Origin of the sequence: Mesorhizobium silamurunense, assembly GCF_014843825.1 — a bacterium.
In the GTDB taxonomy this organism is placed as follows: domain Bacteria; phylum Pseudomonadota; class Alphaproteobacteria; order Rhizobiales; family Rhizobiaceae; genus Mesorhizobium; species Mesorhizobium silamurunense.
The window spans coordinates 1-15093 of record NZ_JHQR01000266.1 but is presented as its reverse complement, the minus strand read 5'-3'; the positions used below and the strand labels follow the sequence as shown (position 1 = coordinate 15093).

The 15093-nt window shown below is 62.7% G+C and carries 19 protein-coding genes; 5 read left to right on the top strand and 14 right to left on the bottom strand.

Translation table 11 applies throughout. The features are described 5' to 3' along the window. The 4 genes from DH10_RS27565 to DH10_RS27550 all read right to left on the bottom strand — a co-directional run. Positions 1–377, bottom strand: a 377-nt coding sequence (locus DH10_RS27565; RefSeq protein ID WP_192385572.1) for a biotin/lipoyl-containing protein, incomplete at its 3' end; no start/stop codon positions are given. 18 nt (positions 378–395) lie between these two features. Next, positions 396–1781 carry a pyruvate dehydrogenase complex E1 component subunit beta gene (locus DH10_RS27560; RefSeq protein ID WP_192244970.1) on the bottom strand — a complete coding sequence of 462 codons (1386 nt, stop codon included), beginning with the start codon at positions 1779–1781 and terminating at the stop codon, positions 396–398. Positions 1782–1796: 15 nt separating this feature from the next. Next, a complete protein-coding gene (gene pdhA / locus DH10_RS27555) occupies positions 1797–2843 on the bottom strand; it encodes a pyruvate dehydrogenase (acetyl-transferring) E1 component subunit alpha (protein ID WP_192244968.1) in 1047 nt (348 codons plus the stop codon). A 175-nt stretch (positions 2844–3018) separates the two neighbouring features. Continuing rightward, on the bottom strand, positions 3019–3342 hold the full coding sequence (locus DH10_RS27550; RefSeq protein WP_192244966.1) for an FtsB family cell division protein: 324 nt from the start codon (positions 3340–3342) through the stop codon (positions 3019–3021). Between the two features lie 199 nt (positions 3343–3541). Here DH10_RS27550 and DH10_RS27545 point away from each other — a divergent pair, with 199 nt between their 5' ends. Together DH10_RS27545 and DH10_RS27540 are read left to right on the top strand one after the other, a co-directional pair. Then, on the top strand, positions 3542–4060 hold the full coding sequence (locus tag DH10_RS27545) for a MarR family winged helix-turn-helix transcriptional regulator (protein WP_192244964.1): 519 nt from the start codon (positions 3542–3544) through the stop codon (positions 4058–4060). Next, positions 4057–4653 carry a gamma carbonic anhydrase family protein gene (locus tag DH10_RS27540; protein WP_192244962.1) on the top strand — a complete coding sequence of 199 codons (597 nt, stop codon included), beginning with the start codon at positions 4057–4059 and terminating at the stop codon, positions 4651–4653. Before DH10_RS27545 ends, DH10_RS27540 begins: the two co-directional genes overlap by 4 nt. Before the next feature lie 148 nt (positions 4654–4801). On the opposite strand, the gene eno is transcribed toward DH10_RS27540, so the two are convergent. After that, positions 4802–6076, bottom strand: a complete 1275-nt coding sequence (gene eno / locus DH10_RS27535) for a phosphopyruvate hydratase (RefSeq protein ID WP_192244961.1) — start codon at positions 6074–6076, stop codon at positions 4802–4804. Between the two features lie 200 nt (positions 6077–6276). On the opposite strand from eno, the gene DH10_RS37735 reads away from it, so the two are divergent. Next, a complete protein-coding gene (locus DH10_RS37735; RefSeq protein WP_281396695.1) occupies positions 6277–6399 on the top strand; it encodes a hypothetical protein in 123 nt (40 codons plus the stop codon). 66 nt (positions 6400–6465) lie between these two features. On the opposite strand, the gene DH10_RS27530 is transcribed toward DH10_RS37735, so the two are convergent. The 8 genes from DH10_RS27530 to DH10_RS27495 form a co-directional block, all read right to left on the bottom strand. Then, the gene (locus DH10_RS27530; protein ID WP_192244958.1) at positions 6466–6831 is read right to left on the bottom strand and encodes a PRC-barrel domain-containing protein; all 366 of its coding nucleotides are present in this window, start codon (positions 6829–6831) and stop codon (positions 6466–6468) included. Between the two features lie 85 nt (positions 6832–6916). After that, on the bottom strand, positions 6917–7120 hold the full coding sequence (locus tag DH10_RS27525) for a dodecin family protein (RefSeq protein WP_192244956.1): 204 nt from the start codon (positions 7118–7120) through the stop codon (positions 6917–6919). Between the two features lie 76 nt (positions 7121–7196). Further along, positions 7197–8042 (bottom strand): 3-deoxy-8-phosphooctulonate synthase, encoded by an 846-nt coding sequence (kdsA, locus tag DH10_RS27520; RefSeq protein ID WP_192244954.1) that lies wholly within the window; start codon positions 8040–8042, stop codon positions 7197–7199. Continuing rightward, complete coding sequence (locus tag DH10_RS27515) at positions 8039–8914, bottom strand: VOC family protein (RefSeq protein WP_192244952.1); 876 nt, start codon at positions 8912–8914, stop codon at positions 8039–8041. Before DH10_RS27515 ends, kdsA begins: the two co-directional genes overlap by 4 nt. A gap of 80 nt (positions 8915–8994) precedes the next feature. Continuing rightward, positions 8995–9285, bottom strand: coding sequence for a Dabb family protein (locus tag DH10_RS27510; RefSeq protein WP_192244950.1), 291 nt, complete (start codon positions 9283–9285; stop codon positions 8995–8997). Between the two features lie 100 nt (positions 9286–9385). Further along, positions 9386–9520, bottom strand: a complete 135-nt coding sequence (locus DH10_RS37730; protein ID WP_281396693.1) for a hypothetical protein — start codon at positions 9518–9520, stop codon at positions 9386–9388. Between the two features lie 184 nt (positions 9521–9704). Continuing rightward, positions 9705–11678 (bottom strand): bifunctional 2',3'-cyclic-nucleotide 2'-phosphodiesterase/3'-nucleotidase, encoded by a 1974-nt coding sequence (locus DH10_RS27500; protein ID WP_192244948.1) that lies wholly within the window; start codon positions 11676–11678, stop codon positions 9705–9707. A 141-nt stretch (positions 11679–11819) separates the two neighbouring features. Then, positions 11820–13085, bottom strand: a complete 1266-nt coding sequence (locus DH10_RS27495) for an NAD(P)/FAD-dependent oxidoreductase (protein ID WP_192244946.1) — start codon at positions 13083–13085, stop codon at positions 11820–11822. Between the two features lie 173 nt (positions 13086–13258). Here DH10_RS27495 and DH10_RS27490 point away from each other — a divergent pair, with 173 nt between their 5' ends. After that, positions 13259–13918 carry a 5-formyltetrahydrofolate cyclo-ligase gene (locus tag DH10_RS27490; RefSeq protein ID WP_192244926.1) on the top strand — a complete coding sequence of 220 codons (660 nt, stop codon included), beginning with the start codon at positions 13259–13261 and terminating at the stop codon, positions 13916–13918. Positions 13919–13924: 6 nt separating this feature from the next. Here the strand turns inward: DH10_RS27490 and DH10_RS27485 are convergent, their stop codons facing one another. Continuing rightward, entirely contained in the window at positions 13925–14398 is a 474-nt protein-coding gene (locus DH10_RS27485) for an Lrp/AsnC family transcriptional regulator (protein WP_192244924.1), read from the bottom strand. Between the two features lie 214 nt (positions 14399–14612). On the opposite strand from DH10_RS27485, the gene DH10_RS27480 reads away from it, so the two are divergent. Then, positions 14613–15093, top strand: a 481-nt coding sequence (locus tag DH10_RS27480; protein WP_425515379.1) for an alanine dehydrogenase, incomplete at its 3' end; no start/stop codon positions are given.

Genomic DNA, 15093 nt, shown 5'->3' with positions numbered 1-15093 from the left:
GCCGGCGCGGGCGCCGCGATTGCCGCCGGCTTCGGCGCTTCCTTGGGCGCTTCGGCCTTCGCTGCGTCCGCTTTCGGAGCTTCCGCCTTGGGCGCGGCACCGCCATCGCTCTTAGCGGCAGCGCCGGCATCCTCGCCTTCGCCGGCCAGGATGGCGATCACCGCGTTGACCTTGACGCCTTCGGTGCCGGCAGGAACGACGAGCTTGGCAACCGTGCCCTCATCGACGGCCTCGACTTCCATCGTCGCCTTGTCGGTCTCGATCTCGGCAATCACGTCGCCCGGCGAAACCTTGTCACCCTCCTTGACCAGCCACTTGGCGAGATTGCCCTCCTCCATCGTGGGCGAGAGAGCCGGCATGGTGATGTTGATTGGCATGTGATCCTCCCGGCCGGCTCAGCGATAGGTGACGGCTTTGACTGCCTCGACGACCTCGCCGACATTGGGCAGCGCCAGCTTCTCGAGGTTCGCCGCATAGGGCATCGGCACGTCCTTGCCGGCGATGGTGATGACCGGCGCATCGAGGAAGTCGAATGCGCGCTGCGACACCTGGCTGGCGATATGGTCGCCGACCGAGCTCTGCGGAAAGCCCTCTTCCACCACCACGAGGCGGTTGGTCTTCTTCACCGAGGCGATGATGGTGTCGAAGTCGAGCGGCCGGATGGTCCTGAGATCGATGATCTCGGCATCGATGCCCATGCCGCGCAGCTCCGCTTCCGCCTTGACCGCGTATGTCATGCCGATGCCGAAGGAGACGATGGTGACGTCCTTGCCCTGCTTGTGCACGCGCGCCTTGCCGATCGGCAGCACGAAATCGTCCAGCTTCGGCACGTCGAAGGACTGGCCATAGAGGATCTCGTTCTCGAGGAAGATGACCGGGTTCGGGTCGCGGATCGCCGCCTTGAGCAGCCCCTTGGCGTCGGCGGCCGTGTACGGCATCACCACCTTCAGGCCCGGGATATGGCTGTACCAGGCGGCATAGCACTGCGAGTGCTGGGCGGCGACGCGGGCGGCTGCGCCGTTCGGGCCGCGGAACACGATCGGCGCGCCCATCTGGCCGCCGGACATATAGAGCGTCTTCGCCGCCGAGTTGATGATCTGGTCAATCGCCTGCATGGCGAAGTTGAAGGTCATGAACTCGACGATCGGCTTCAGGCCGGCCATCGCCGCGCCGACGCCGACGCCGGCAAAGCCATGCTCGGTGATCGGCGTATCGACGACGCGCCGGGGACCGAACTCCTGCAGCAGGCCTTGCGTGATCTTATAGGCGCCCTGGTATTCGGCGACCTCCTCACCCATGACAAAGACGTCGCCGTCGCGGCGCATCTCTTCGGCCATGGCGTCGCGCAGCGCCTCGCGCACCGTGGTTGAGACCATCTCGGTGCCGGCGGGGATATCCGGATCGGCGGCAACTTCCGTCTTCGGCGCGGCCGCGACAGGTGCCGCAGCCTCGCTCTTGGCCGCGGCGGCCGCCGGCGCGGCTGGTTCAGTCTTGGCAGGCTCTTCGCCGATGCCCTCGCCGGCCTTGTCGACGTCTTCACCATCGACCGCAAGCACGGCTATCACCGCGTTGACCTTGACGCCTTCGGTGCCGGCGGGAACCACGATCTTGGCGAGCGTGCCTTCGTCCACGGCCTCGACTTCCATCGTTGCCTTGTCGGTTTCGATCTCGGCGATGACGTCACCGGCGACGACCTTGTCGCCTTCGTTCTTCAGCCATTTGGAAAGATTGCCCTCTTCCATCGTCGGCGAGAGCGCGGGCATGAGAATTTCGATCGGCATGTCCTTGCCCTCTCCTTAGAGTACGATATCGGTCCAGAGCTCGGACGGATCCGGCTCGGCGTCGTTCTGGGCGAATTCGGCGGCATCGGCGACAACGTCGCGAACCTCCTTGTCGATGGCCTTGAGCTCGTCCTCGCTTGCCCACTTCTTGTCCATCAGCCGCGCCTTGACCTGCTCGATCGGGTCATGCTCGGAGCGCATCTTCTGCACTTCCTCCTTGGAGCGGTATTTCGCCGGATCGGACATCGAGTGGCCGCGATAGCGGTAGGTCTGCATTTCGAGGATGAGCGGGCCGTTGCCGGCGCGGCACCATTCGGCGGCGACATCGCCGGCGGCCTTGACCGCGCGCACATCCATGCCGTCGACCTGGATGCCGGGAATCTTGAAGGAAGCGCCGCGGTTGGAGAAGTCGGTCTCGGCGGACGAGCGCGATACCGACGTGCCCATGGCGTAGCGGTTGTTCTCGATGATGTAGATCACCGGTAGCTTCCACAGCGAAGCCATGTTGAAGCTCTCGTAGACCTGGCCCTGGTTGGCGGCGCCGTCGCCGAAATAGGTCAGCGAGACATTCTTGTTGTCGCGATAGCGGTTGGCGAAGGCGAGACCGGTGCCCAGCGACACTTGCGCGCCGACGATGCCGTGGCCGCCATAGAAATGCTTCTCCTTGGAGAACATGTGCATGGAGCCGCCCTTGCCTTTCGACAAGCCGCCGCGGCGTCCCGTGAGCTCGGCCATCACGCCGCGCGGCGACAGCTCCATCGCCAGCATATGGCCATGGTCGCGATAGGCGGTGATCATCTGGTCGCCCTCGATCAGCGCCATCTTCATGCCGGTAACGACGGCCTCCTGGCCGATATAGAGGTGGCAGAAGCCGCCGATGAAGCCCATGCCGTAGAGCTGGCCGGCCTTCTCCTCGAAGCGGCGGATGAGCAGCATGTGCCGGTAGGCGGCAAGCTCTTCTTCCTTGGTGAATTCGGCTGGCTTGGGGGTGGAAAGGCCCGACGATTTGCCGTCGGATTTGGATTTGGACTTGGCAGGCGCTTTTCTGGCGGCGGTGGCCATGCATCACTCCCTGTTGGCGTCTCTTCGCGGACATTCAGGGAGAGCGATCGTCTCCCAACCGATTTGAGCGAGGCTAACATGCAAGGATGCATTGCGCCATGCTGAAAAATGCACGGCTGGCATGCATCTAAGCGTTTAGAATCATTGCGAATAAGAGCGATTAACCGAAATTCGGTTATTTTGCCGAGACGGGCAGCATTATGGTGATTTCGTCAGGCTGGGACAGATTGAGCGCCTTTCGGGCCTGCTCGTCAAGCATGTCCTTCTCCAGCGTGCCTTCATGCATGAGCTGGACACGGCGTTCGAAGTCGACCCGGCGCGCCTTGACGGCGTCGAGTTGGGCCTGCAGCTCGACCGCCTGGGCCTGCAGCCGATACTTGGAGTAGATGCCGAACTCGCCATGATAGGCATGGAAGCCGAAATAGGTGAGGAACAGCACGCAGAGCGACGGAATGATCAGCCTGCCGGTGTTTCTCTGCTTGTGCTGACGTGTCCACATGACCCGAACCCTCACTACCGCGAACGCAAGTGGCTATCCGAGTCTTTTTCGCCCGATTGTGCTTAATGGACGGTTACGGACCGTGGACTTTGGCGAACTGGAATGACCCGGCGGCAAGTTGCCTCAACGCGTTTGCGGTCGCGCAGCTTTGCATGCGCAAAAAGGTTGACGTTGCCCTGAAGTAATGTATGCATACGCTATGCAATTATTGGACGCCAACAAGCTCGGCGCGTTCGGCGCCATGATTCGCGACAGGACGGAAGCATCCTTGAGGGAGCTTTCGCCGAGCGCGGCGGCGGTGCTGTCGACGCTGCATTTCAAGCCGGGACTGACGACGACGGAACTCGCTGACGTTGTCGGTGTCAGTCAACCGACTGCTGTGCGTTTGATCGACGGGCTGCAGCGGCAGGCGCTGATTGTGCGTGGCAAACCGGAGGGTCGTGTCACGCCGCTGACGCTAACGAAGAGAGGCCACGCCCAGGTCAAGGAGATGCAAGCTCTCCGACTCGCCGCGCTCGACGGATTGCTGTCCGCACTGCGACCGGATGAGCGGCAGCGCTTTGTTTCCATGCTGGATAGGATTCTTGCCGGCGCGACGACTTCCCGGGCCTTCGCGAGAACAACGTGTCGCCTCTGCGAGCATGATCTTTGCGGAGCCGAGGTCTGCCCGATCGGCTGTCGCGCGGCTGAGATCGAGAAACAGGAGAGCGAGCGATGATCATTTCTTATGCTGGGTATTCGCCGGAGGTCGATACCGACGCGTGGGTCGCCCCGGACACCACCGTGTGTGGCGATGTGGCCATTGGCGCTGGCAGCCGGGTCATGCATGGCGCCCGCCTCGTGGCGGAGGCAGGCGGCTCGATCCGCATTGGCCGCAACTGCATCGTGTTGGAGAATGCGGTGATCCGCGCCACAGCACGTCACCCTTGCACGATCGGGAACAATTGCCTTGTAGGCCCCAATAGCCACGTGGTTGGCGCAGAAGTCGGCGATGAGGTTTTTATCGCTACGGGCGCGGCGGTGTTCCATGGCGCGCACATAGGGCGTGGATCGGAAGTCCGCATCAACGGTACCGTTCACCTGCGCACCCGCCTCGAGCCTGGCACCATCGTTCCGATCGGCTGGGTTGCCGTTGGCGACCCGGCTCAAGTCCTGCCCCCCGACCAGCACGAGGCAATCTGGTCCCACCAGCAACCGCTCGATTTCCCAGGTTACGTCTACGACGTCGACCGAAACCAGCCAGATGTGATGCAGAAAATCACGGGAGGCCTATCGGTGGCGCTCGGCGTGCATCGCACGGAAAGCTTTTGAGGGAGCGCGGTGCTCGCAGGCGCGTCGCGTGACCCAGCGGCGCGCTTTAAGTCTTTGTTTTGATGCATGTCGTTCTGAGCGCTTTTGAGCGACATGCATTAGCGGCTCAGCGAACGAGCGCGCTTGCATTCCCCGGAAATTGCCGGGATCAGCCTTTGACGACCGACCTGCCGGCGTAGAGCGCCTGCTTGCCGAGCTCCTCCTCGATGCGGATGAGCTGGTTGTACTTGGCCATGCGGTCGGAGCGCGACAGCGAGCCGGTCTTGATCTGCCCGCAATTGGTGGCGACAGCGAGGTCGGCAATGGTCGAATCCTCCGTCTCGCCCGAACGGTGCGACATGACGGCGGTGTAGCCGGCCTTGTGCGCGGTCTCGACGGCATCCAGCGTCTCGGTCAGCGAGCCGATCTGGTTGACCTTGACCAGGATCGAGTTGGCGACGCCCATGCGGATACCGTCGCGCAGCCGCGCCGTATTGGTGACGAAAAGGTCGTCGCCGACGAGCTGGGTCTTCGTGCCGATGAGGTCGGTCAGGATCTTCCAGCCTTCCCAGTCGTCCTCGGCAAGGCCGTCCTCAATGGTGATGATCGGATAGTCGGAAGCGAGTTTGGCGAGGTATTTGGCCTGCGCCTTCGGATCGCGCGTCTTCTTCTCGCCCTCATAGACGTAGTTGCCGTCCTTGAAGAACTCGGTCGCCGCGCAGTCGAGGCCGAGCGCGACGTCCTCGCCAGGCTTGAACCCGGCCTTCTCGATCGATTCCATGATGAAATCGAGGGCCGACGGCGCGCTCTTCAAGTTGGGGGCGAAGCCGCCCTCGTCGCCGACATTGGTGTTGTGGCCGGCGTCCTTCAGCTTCTTCCTCAGCGTGTGGAAGATCTCCGAGCCCCAGCGCACGCCGTCGCGCAGCGTCGGCGCGCCGACCGGCAGGATCATGAATTCCTGGAAGTCGATCGGATTGTCGGCATGCGCGCCGCCGTTGATGATGTTCATCATCGGCACCGGCAGGATATGCGCATTCGCGCCGCCGACATAGCGGTAGAGCGGCAGGCCGGCGGCTTCGGCCGCAGCCTTGGCGACCGCCAGCGACACGCCGAGGATGGCGTTGGCGCCGAGGCGGCTCTTGTTCGGCGTGCCGTCGAGCTCGATCATCGTCTGGTCGATATGGATCTGGTTCTCGGCTTCCATGCCGCCGATCGCCTCGAACAGCTCGCCGTTCACTGCCTCGACCGCGCGCTCAACGCCCTTGCCGAGATAACGCGGCCCGCCGTCGCGCACTTCGACCGCCTCATGGGCGCCGGTCGAGGCGCCCGACGGGACCGCGGCGCGGCCCATCGAGCCGTCTTCCAGCACCACGTCGACCTCGACGGTCGGATTTCCACGGCTGTCCAGGATTTCACGCCCGACAATGTCGATGATGGCGGTCATTTGCGATGTCCCCGATTGATCGATTGAAGCGTCGCGCCCCTCTTAGCCAAAGCACCGCAAAAGGCAATCGGGCGGTCCGCAATTATTGCCGGCGGCAAGAGTCACGAAGCGCAAATTTCTGTCATCATAAGTCATGCGCATGACCGGCCCTTCTGATCTATGGTCGTGTTCGCGCGGGGCGAAACAGGAGGAGTTTCGCCATGTCCCAGTTGAGCGGTATCGTGAGTTTGTTCCTGATCGCGGCGGCGTTCCTGACGTCCTGTGATGATCAGAAACCCCAGCAAAGCTCGATGGAGCTTTCTACTCTCCGCGCAGCGGAGTAGAGGTCCAGAAACACAAAGGCCCTCGGATTTCCGGGGGCCTTTCGATTCCGATCCGCTGTTTGCCGGTCAATGCCAGTAAGGCGCTACGTGGTAATACTCGAAGGATGCATCGCGCGCCGCTTCGCCGTCGGCGCCGGTCAACTCCTTGATCGAATACGCGGGCGCCGCCTTGAGCTGGTCCTTGGTGAAAGGCACGACGTAGCCGCCCTTGTCCGCATCGTAGTCGAGGCTGGCCCACGGGATGGCGTGGTATTTCTCGCCCATGCCGAGGAAACCGCCGAAACCGATCACGGCGAACATGATGCCGTTCGACATCTTGTCGAGCATGACATCCTCAATGCTGCCGATGCTGTTGCCTTCGGTATTGTAGACCGAGGTGCCGATGACGCGCGAGGCGGCAATGGCTTCAGTATGCCCAGACGGGGTAGTCATGGTGGTGCTCCTCTCGATTCAATGCATGCTTGGACAATGAGGGGAGCGGGTGAAGGTTCCAGACTTTTCCGCCGGCAGCCTGATCCTAGTCGGTGAGGATGAAGGTCACCTTCATGTTGACCCGGTAGGCAGCGATCCTGCCGTTTTCGACGACGATCTTCTGGTCCTGGATCCAGGCGCCCTCGACATTCTTCAGGGTCTTTGCGGCACGCGCAATGCCATTCTCGATCGCGTCCTGAAAGCTCTTCTGGGACGACGACGTGATTTCGGTGACGCGGGCGACAGACATGGCTTCCTCCTGCCAAGACGCTCAGTTGCAAGGCGAGCGTACAAGCCGCCACCGGATTCGGCGCAGCCAGCCGCTGTCAGCGTCCCTTGGCGACGCGGTCGAACGCCATGAGCTTTTCCAGCAGGGCCGGCATGTCCTTGAGAGGCACCATGTTGGGGCCGTCGGAAGAGGTCGAGTTATCCGGATCATGGTGGGTTTCGATGAAGACCCCCGCAACGCCGACGGCGACGGCCGCGCAGGCCAGCGTTGCGACGAAGCGGCGTTCGCCGCCGGAGGAGCCGCCCTGCCCGCCCGGCTGCTGCACGGAATGGGTGGCGTCGAAAATCACCGGCGCGCCGATTTCAGCCATGATCGGCAGCGCGCGCATGTCCGACACAAGCGTGTTGTAGCCGAACGAGGCGCCACGTTCGGTGGTCAGCACGTTCAGGTTGCCGGAGCCGGTGATCTTGGCGACGACATTCTTCATGTCCCATGGTGCCAGGAACTGGCCCTTCTTCACATTGACGACCTTGCCCGTCCGTGCCGCGGCGACAAGCATGTCGGTCTGTCGCGATAGAAAAGCCGGTATCTGCAGGACGTCGACATGCGGCGCTACGATCGCGCACTGTTCCTCGGTGTGGACGTCCGTCAGCACGGGGATGGAAAACGTCTTGCGCAGATCGTCGAAAATGGGCATCGCCGCCTCGAGCCCTGCGCCGCGCGTCGCCGTCAGCGAGGTGCGGTTGGCCTTGTCGTAGCTGGTCTTGTAGACGAGGCCGATGCCCAGCCGCTCAGTCAGTTCCTTCAGCGCGCCGGCCATGTCGAAGGCGTGCTGGCGCGATTCGAGCTGACAGGGGCCGGCAATCAGCGACAGCGGCGCATCGTTGGCGAAGACGACCTTGCCAACGGTTACCGATCTATTGGGCGTCAGGGACTCGCTCATGGGATCTCCCGAAAGATGACCGCCGCGCCCTGACCGGGCGCCGGCGGCACGACGATATCGTCGCCGCTCATGTTGTGTTCGATTGCGTTGGCTGCAAGCAGATGCGCGACATCGGCCGTGCTGCGGGTCGACAAAACGATGGCTGCAAAACGCAGGTCCGAAGCGCCCCCTGCCGGAATATCGAAGCGGGAGGCTATTGAATCAGGCGTCAGGATGGTGAGGGTCGCGTTGGGCAATTCAACCTTGTCACCGTCCTTCGCGACCTTGCCGGCTGCGGTCGACACCAGCCCGGCCTGGCTCGAAGGCCTGTCGCTGACAGCGACGATCTCGACGATGCCGGTCACTCCATTGGCATGCGCCTGCAGGGCGGTGCGGTCGATCTTCGGCGCGTTGATGCGCTGACAGGCGAACAGGAATGCGTCCGTTGCTTTTCTATCGGCCACGAACGCCAGTTTGAACGATGCCGTGTCGCTTTTGCCCTCGGTGTCGGTGAAGGCACGCGAAAAGCTCAGCATATCCCCGGCCGACAGCCCTGCTTCGACATAGCGCGCGTGGTCGGCATCGGCATCGGCGGTCCCGAACACGACCGCGGAAAAACCCTCGTCGCCAAGCTTGTTGCGGTAAAGGCGGTCGCGCGCGACGAAGACGTTGCCTTCGCCTATCGCGTGTCCCGCCGTTTTCTCATCGCCGACGGCCAACGGCTCCAGATAGGTGCCGTCTGCGAAAAAGACGCAAGCGTTCTCGGTCCCGAAAGGATGGATGCCGGTCGGCGCGACGACAAAGCCGAGCGACGAGAGGCGCTGCCTCGCGATCTCGAGGCTCAGCGTCGGCAGAACCAGGTGGTCGAGCGGATGGGTCGAAGTTTCGATCATACCGGCGCGGTGTGCCCCATTCCGGAAAGCGGTTCAAGGTCCGGCGTTCAAAGCATTGATGGAGGCGCGGACTGCTCGGTTCATGCGGCGGCCACGACGTCGGCCGAATAGCGCAGCTCGCGCAACGGCTTCACCTTGCTGGTCGTCTCCGCATAGATCGGATGCGCCTTATAGGCGGCGAGAGCGGCCTCGTCCTCGAACTCGGCATAGACGACCACGTCGATCGCGTTGGAGAACAGATCGACCTTGGTGTTGAGGGTCACCTCGAAATGTTTCGAGTGCGGGATCTTGCCCAGCGCCTGCAGGCCGCACCGCACGGCCTCCACATCTTCCTTGCGCCTTACGCTGAAGAAAACGATGTGCCGGATCAATCCAGCCTCCTCGATCGACGGTTGAGCGCGTTTTGTGGGAGCAGGGCCGTCGCGTCAACCGGCAACGATGTCGCGCCTGCCGTCCAAGCAGCGTCGGACCTCAGGCCGCGCCGGTGACGTGGCGCACGATGCGCGACATCTCCCTGACGGTCGCATCGAGATAGTAGCCATGGTTGTAGAGGCCATCCCAGATCAGGAAGAAGGTGATGGCGACGATGACGATCACATAACGCATTGCTAAAACTAACGCATGTCGCCAGCCGGAACCAGAGCGCCTCGGCGGCAATTCTCCGAGGTCACGTTCTTTTGCGCCTTCATGCGTTCCAGCGGTTTGATGCGTCAATCGCGCCAGGCGCTGCCGACGGAATCGAGCCTTCGCCGGTGTCGCCCTGACCGCAGGCATGACGGCAAGCAGAACTTCAAAGTGAGATGCGGTATTTGGCAAATCCCCCCTCGCCCTCACCTGCCGGCTCGATTTTCAGGGATTTCACCTGATCGATAAAATCCTTCGCCCTGGGTCCGGTTTCGAAGACGACGCTGGTGCCGGCCAGCGGCGCGAACGACCAGTTGTCGTCCGCCGAGGGGTTGATCGTGCCTTCGCCGATGATGTAGCGCACGATCACGTCGCGATTGGTGTCCGGCGCCTCGTAGATGATCTTCGAGGCGTTGATGTCGGGAAAATTGCCGCCGCCGCCGGCGCGGTAGTTGTTTGTGGCGACCACGAATTTCGCTGCCGGATCAATCGGTTTGCCGTCGAACCTCAGGTCGACGATGCGGCTGGAGCCGGCGTTCGCTACGCCGCCCTTCGAATCGTATTTCGGCGGCTGCGACAGGGCGATCCTGTAGGTGACGCCATCGATGACGTCGAAATTATAGGACGGGAAGTCGGTGTTGATCAGCGGCTGATCGGCCTTGCCCGGCTCGATCCTGTTGAAGATACCGGCCGACATCTCCAGCCATTCCTTCACCTGCGCGCCGGTGATTTCCACCGCTCGCACCGTGTTCGGATAGAGGTAGAGGTCGGCGACGTTCTTGATGGCGATGTCGCCGACCGGAACGTCGGTATAATAGTCGGCGCCGTTACGACCGCCGGCCTTGAAGGGTGCCGCCGCGGACAAGAGCGGCACATCCTTCCACTGGGTGCTCTTCAATATGTCCTTGAGGTACCAGCTCTGCGCCTGATTGACGATCTGCACCGACGGATCGTCGGCGACCAAGGCGAAATAGGAATAGAGCGGCGCGGACGTCTTGCCGACCGGACGGCGGACATAGGCGAGTGTCGCCTCATGGTCCTGCTCCAGCCCCGCGATGATGCGCTTGTCATCGGGCACGGTTGCCTTGTTCTTGTTGTCGACGCGCTCGTAGATCGGCCGTGCTTCGGAGGTGGCCGAGACGACCCGCCATTTCGAACCGTCGCGCTCCAGCAAAAGGTCGATCAGGCCCATATGCGAGCCCCAGAAACCGCCCATCACCGCCGGCTTGCCCTGCAGCGTGCCCTTCCCGGTATCGACGCCATCAAGCGCCTGGAAGTCCTTCTTGCCGGGGAAGACGAGGTGCTGGTGGCCGGTGAAGACCGCATCGATGCCCTCGATACTGGCGACGAAGAACGAGGCGTTCTCCATCATGTCGCCCCGCTTGATATCGATGCCGGAATGCGAGAGCGCGATCACGATGTCGGCGCCCTCTTCCCGGATCTGCGGCACCCATGCCTTGGCGGCCTCGACGATGTCGCGGGTCTGGACGTTGCCTTCGAGGTTCTTCAGGTCCCAGACCATGATCTGCGGCGGCACGAAGCCGATCACACCGATCTTGATCGGCTGTTCCGCGCCGGAGCCATCCTTGATCTTCTTGTCGAGCACGACATAGGGCTTGAGGTAGAGCTTGTCGTCGCGCGGGTTCGTCGCGAGCGTCGTGCCACGGATCAGGTTCGCGCACACGAACGGGAAATTGGCGCCGGCAAGCACCTTGTCCATGAAGGATAGGCCGTAGTTGAATTCGTGGTTGCCGAGCGTCGAGCATTCATAGCCGAGCAGATTCATGCCCTTCATGATCGGATGCAGGTCGCCATCCTTCATGCCCTTCTCGTAGGCGATGTAATCGCCCATCGGATTGCCCTGCAGCAAGTCGCCATTGTCGATCAGCATCGAATTGCTGGCTTCCTTGCGCACCGCGTCGATCAGCGAGGCCGTGCGCGACAGGCCCATCGTGTCATTCGCTTTGTCGGCGTAGTAATCATAGGGCAGCAGGTTCACATGGATGTCGGTGGTTTCCATGATCCTGAGATGCGCCTGATTGGCCGCGGCGCGGGCTGAGAACGGATGCAGCATGATGAGCGCCCCGGTGGCAGCAGTTCCGGCCAGCAACGAACGGCGAGTGACGAGCGGTTGTGACATTGCTTTCCTCCTCAACGACAACGTGACAACCCCTGCCCCGGATGCGGAGCATGGCGTCGAAGGCGCTCTGAGTCCACGTCTGCCGAGAGCCTGTTGATCACGACAAGGTGACGCGTCGATGAAACAGGGGAGCCAAGCAAATCAGCCCTTATCGTCGTCGCCCTGGGTGATCAGCCGGGCGCTGCGCTGCCCGGTGAAATATATCCATAGCCAGCTAAGCGACACCGCGAGACGGTTGCGGAAATCGATCAGGAAATAGATGTGGGCGATGCCCCAAAGCCACCAGGCAAGCCAGCCGGTGAGCTTGATCCAGCCGAAGTCGATCGCGGCGGCGCGTTTGCCGATCGTTGCCAGGTCGCCGGCATGCTTGTAGCGGAAAGGGCGTGGCGTTGCGTCGCCTTCGAGCCTCGCTTTGATCGTCGCCGCAACATGCCTGCCCTCCTGCTTGGCGGAAGGCGCCACACCCGGCACCGGTTTTCCATCCGGCCGCAACAGAGGCGCCGTATCGCCGATGACGAATATCTCGGGGCTGCCCGGCACCGTGAGATCGGGCTCGACCAGCACCCTGCCTGCCCGGTCGGCAGACGCTCCCAGCCATTCCGCCGCAGGCGAAGCGGCGACGCCCGCCGCCCATAGGATGGTCTTTGCCGGCAGATGCGCGCCGCCGAAGACGACGCCCTCGGCATCCAGATGCGTGACGGCGCGGCCAAGCTCGACCGACACGCCAAGCCGCGCCAGCGCCTTCTGGGCGTAGGCTGAGAGCTCCGGCGCGAAATTGGCGAGGATCCGGTCGCCGGCCTCGATCAGCACCACGCGCGCCTGCCGCGTGTCGATGTTGCGGAATTCGCCGCGCAGCGTGTCATGCGCAAGTTCCGCGATCGTGCCGGCGAGCTCGACCCCAGTCGGTCCGCCGCCGACGATGACCAGCGTCAGCAATGCCTGGCGTTTGGCGGGATCGGCCTCGCGCTCGGCCTCTTCGAAAGCGAGCAGGATGCGGCGGCGGATCGTGGTGGCATCTTCCAGCGTCTTAAGCCCTGGCGCGTAGGGCTCCCATTCGTCATGGCCGAAATAAGCGTGACGCGCGCCGGTGGCGAGCACCAGCGTGTCGTAGGTGACCGAGCTGCCATCCTCCAGCAGAGCACGTTTGCCGGCGCGGTCGACGCCGATGACTGTGCCCAGAAGCGTTGTCACGTCCTTGCGCTTGCGTAAGAGATGACGGATCGGCCAGGCGATCTCCGAAGTCGCCAGCGAGGTGGTCGCCACCTGGTAAAGCAGCGGCTGGAACAGATGATGATTGCGCTTATCGATCATGGTAATGCGCACCGGTGCGCCGGCCAGCGCCCGGGTGAGCTCGAGGCCGCCGAACCCAGCGCCGACGACAACGACATGATGGCTGGCTTCGTTCATTTCATTCCACCTCGCCGAGCGGATTCATCACCCATGATGTAAGCATTTTTGTGCACCGCAACAACGCCTGCAGCCTCCCATGCACTGCCCGGGAGTCGCCGCCCGGTGTCGTGAACACGCATGCCGCCATAGGGTGTCGGGTATAGCGTTGAGCAGAATGATAGGAGCGAAGCATGACTGACAATCGCGATGACGAAGGCCCGGCTCAATACGCCTCGCCGCCTTGTTTCATGCACGAGCTCGACCCGGCCTACCAGATGCCGCTGTCCGACTGGACCGATGTCAGGCGCTGGCGCAAGGCGGAGCGCGAACGGCTGATCGGAGCGCGGCTTGCGGTTTCTGCCGATGCACGCGCGGCAATGTCACAGCGGATTGCCGAAGGCCTCGACGCCCTGATCGGTGACGTTTCCGGCCGCACGGTCAGCCTCTACTGGCCGTTCCGCGGCGAGCCAGACCTGCGTGGCTGGATGGCGTCGATCAATGCGCGTGGCGGCCGTACGGCGCTGCCCGTCGTCATCGAGAAACGCCAGCCTCTGGTCTTCCGCGCTTATGTGCCTGGCGATCGGCTGGAAAAAGGCGTCTGGAACATTCCGATCCCGGCCGAGGGTGATCCCGTGCTGCCCGATATCGTGATCTCGCCTGTGGTCGGTATCGATCCTGGCAACTACCGGCTGGGCTATGGCGGCGGCTTCTACGACCGCACGCTTGCCGCCATACCACTCAGGCCGCTGGTGATCGGCGTCGGCTACGAATTGCAGCGCATCCCGACCATCTATCCCCAACCGCACGACATTCCGATGAGCACGGTGGTGACGGAGGCGGCCGGAGCTTAACGGCGGCTACGCCATCTCCGGCCTCAACCCGACCGCCGTGCGATCGATGATCTCGCGCAGGGCAAAAGACGAGTTGATCTTCGTCACATGCGGCATGGCCGACAGCCATTCCTTGTGGATGCGCTCATAGTCGGCGAGGTCTTTGGCGGCAATGCGCAGGATGTAGTCGTATTCGCCCGACATCAGATGGCAGGAAAGCACGTTCGGGCAGCGTTTGATCGCCGCTTCGAAATCCGACAGCGTCTTCTCGAATTGCCCTGACAGCGATATATGCACGATCGCGGTCATCTGATGGCCGAGCGCGGCATTCGACAGCCGCGCGTGGTAGCCGCGGATGGTTCCGGATTTTTCCAGATTGTCCAGCCGCCTGGAGCAGGCAGATTGCGACAGACCGACCTTCTCGGCAAGCGCCGCGTTGGGGATCCGGCCATCCTTCTGCAAAGTCTCCAGAATGGCGATATCAATCCTATCGAGCGACATTCTTCGTGATTCCTGCGAATATTTTGGGAATTCACGCAACGATTATCGAAGACTGCGGCCCGCCGCAAGTGCATTCGCAAACACATACGGAACGATTCATGCTTCACTGCGTCTCATGCATGTCGCCCAAGACTGCGCGGCGGTTTTGGGACTGGCGGCATTGCCCGGAAATGTCAGGGAGAGCGCCCTTTTAAGGGCCGGACAGGAGAAGAAAATGCGCGTCGGCTGCCCCAAGGAAATCAAGAACCATGAATACCGCGTCGGCCTCACGCCCGGCTCGGTCCGCGAATACGTCGCGCACGGCCACGAAGTGCTGGTCGAGACCGGCGCCGGTGCCGGCATCGGCGCCGACGACAACGCCTATCGCGCGGCCGGCGCCACCATCGCCAAGACTGCCGCCGACGTGTTCGCCAAGTCGGACATGATCGTCAAGGTCAAGGAGCCGCAGCCCAACGAATGGGTGCAACTGCGCGACGGCCAGATCCTCTACACCTATCTCCACCTCGCTCCAGATCCGGAGCAGACGAAGGGCCTGCTCGCTTCGGGCGTCACCGCTGTCGCCTATGAGACGGTGACCGATGACCGCGGCGGCCTGCCGCTGCTCGCGCCGATGTCGGAAGTCGCCGGCCGCCTGTCGATCCAGGCCGGCGCGACCGCGCTGCAGAAGGTTAATGGCGGCCGCGGCGTGCTGCTCG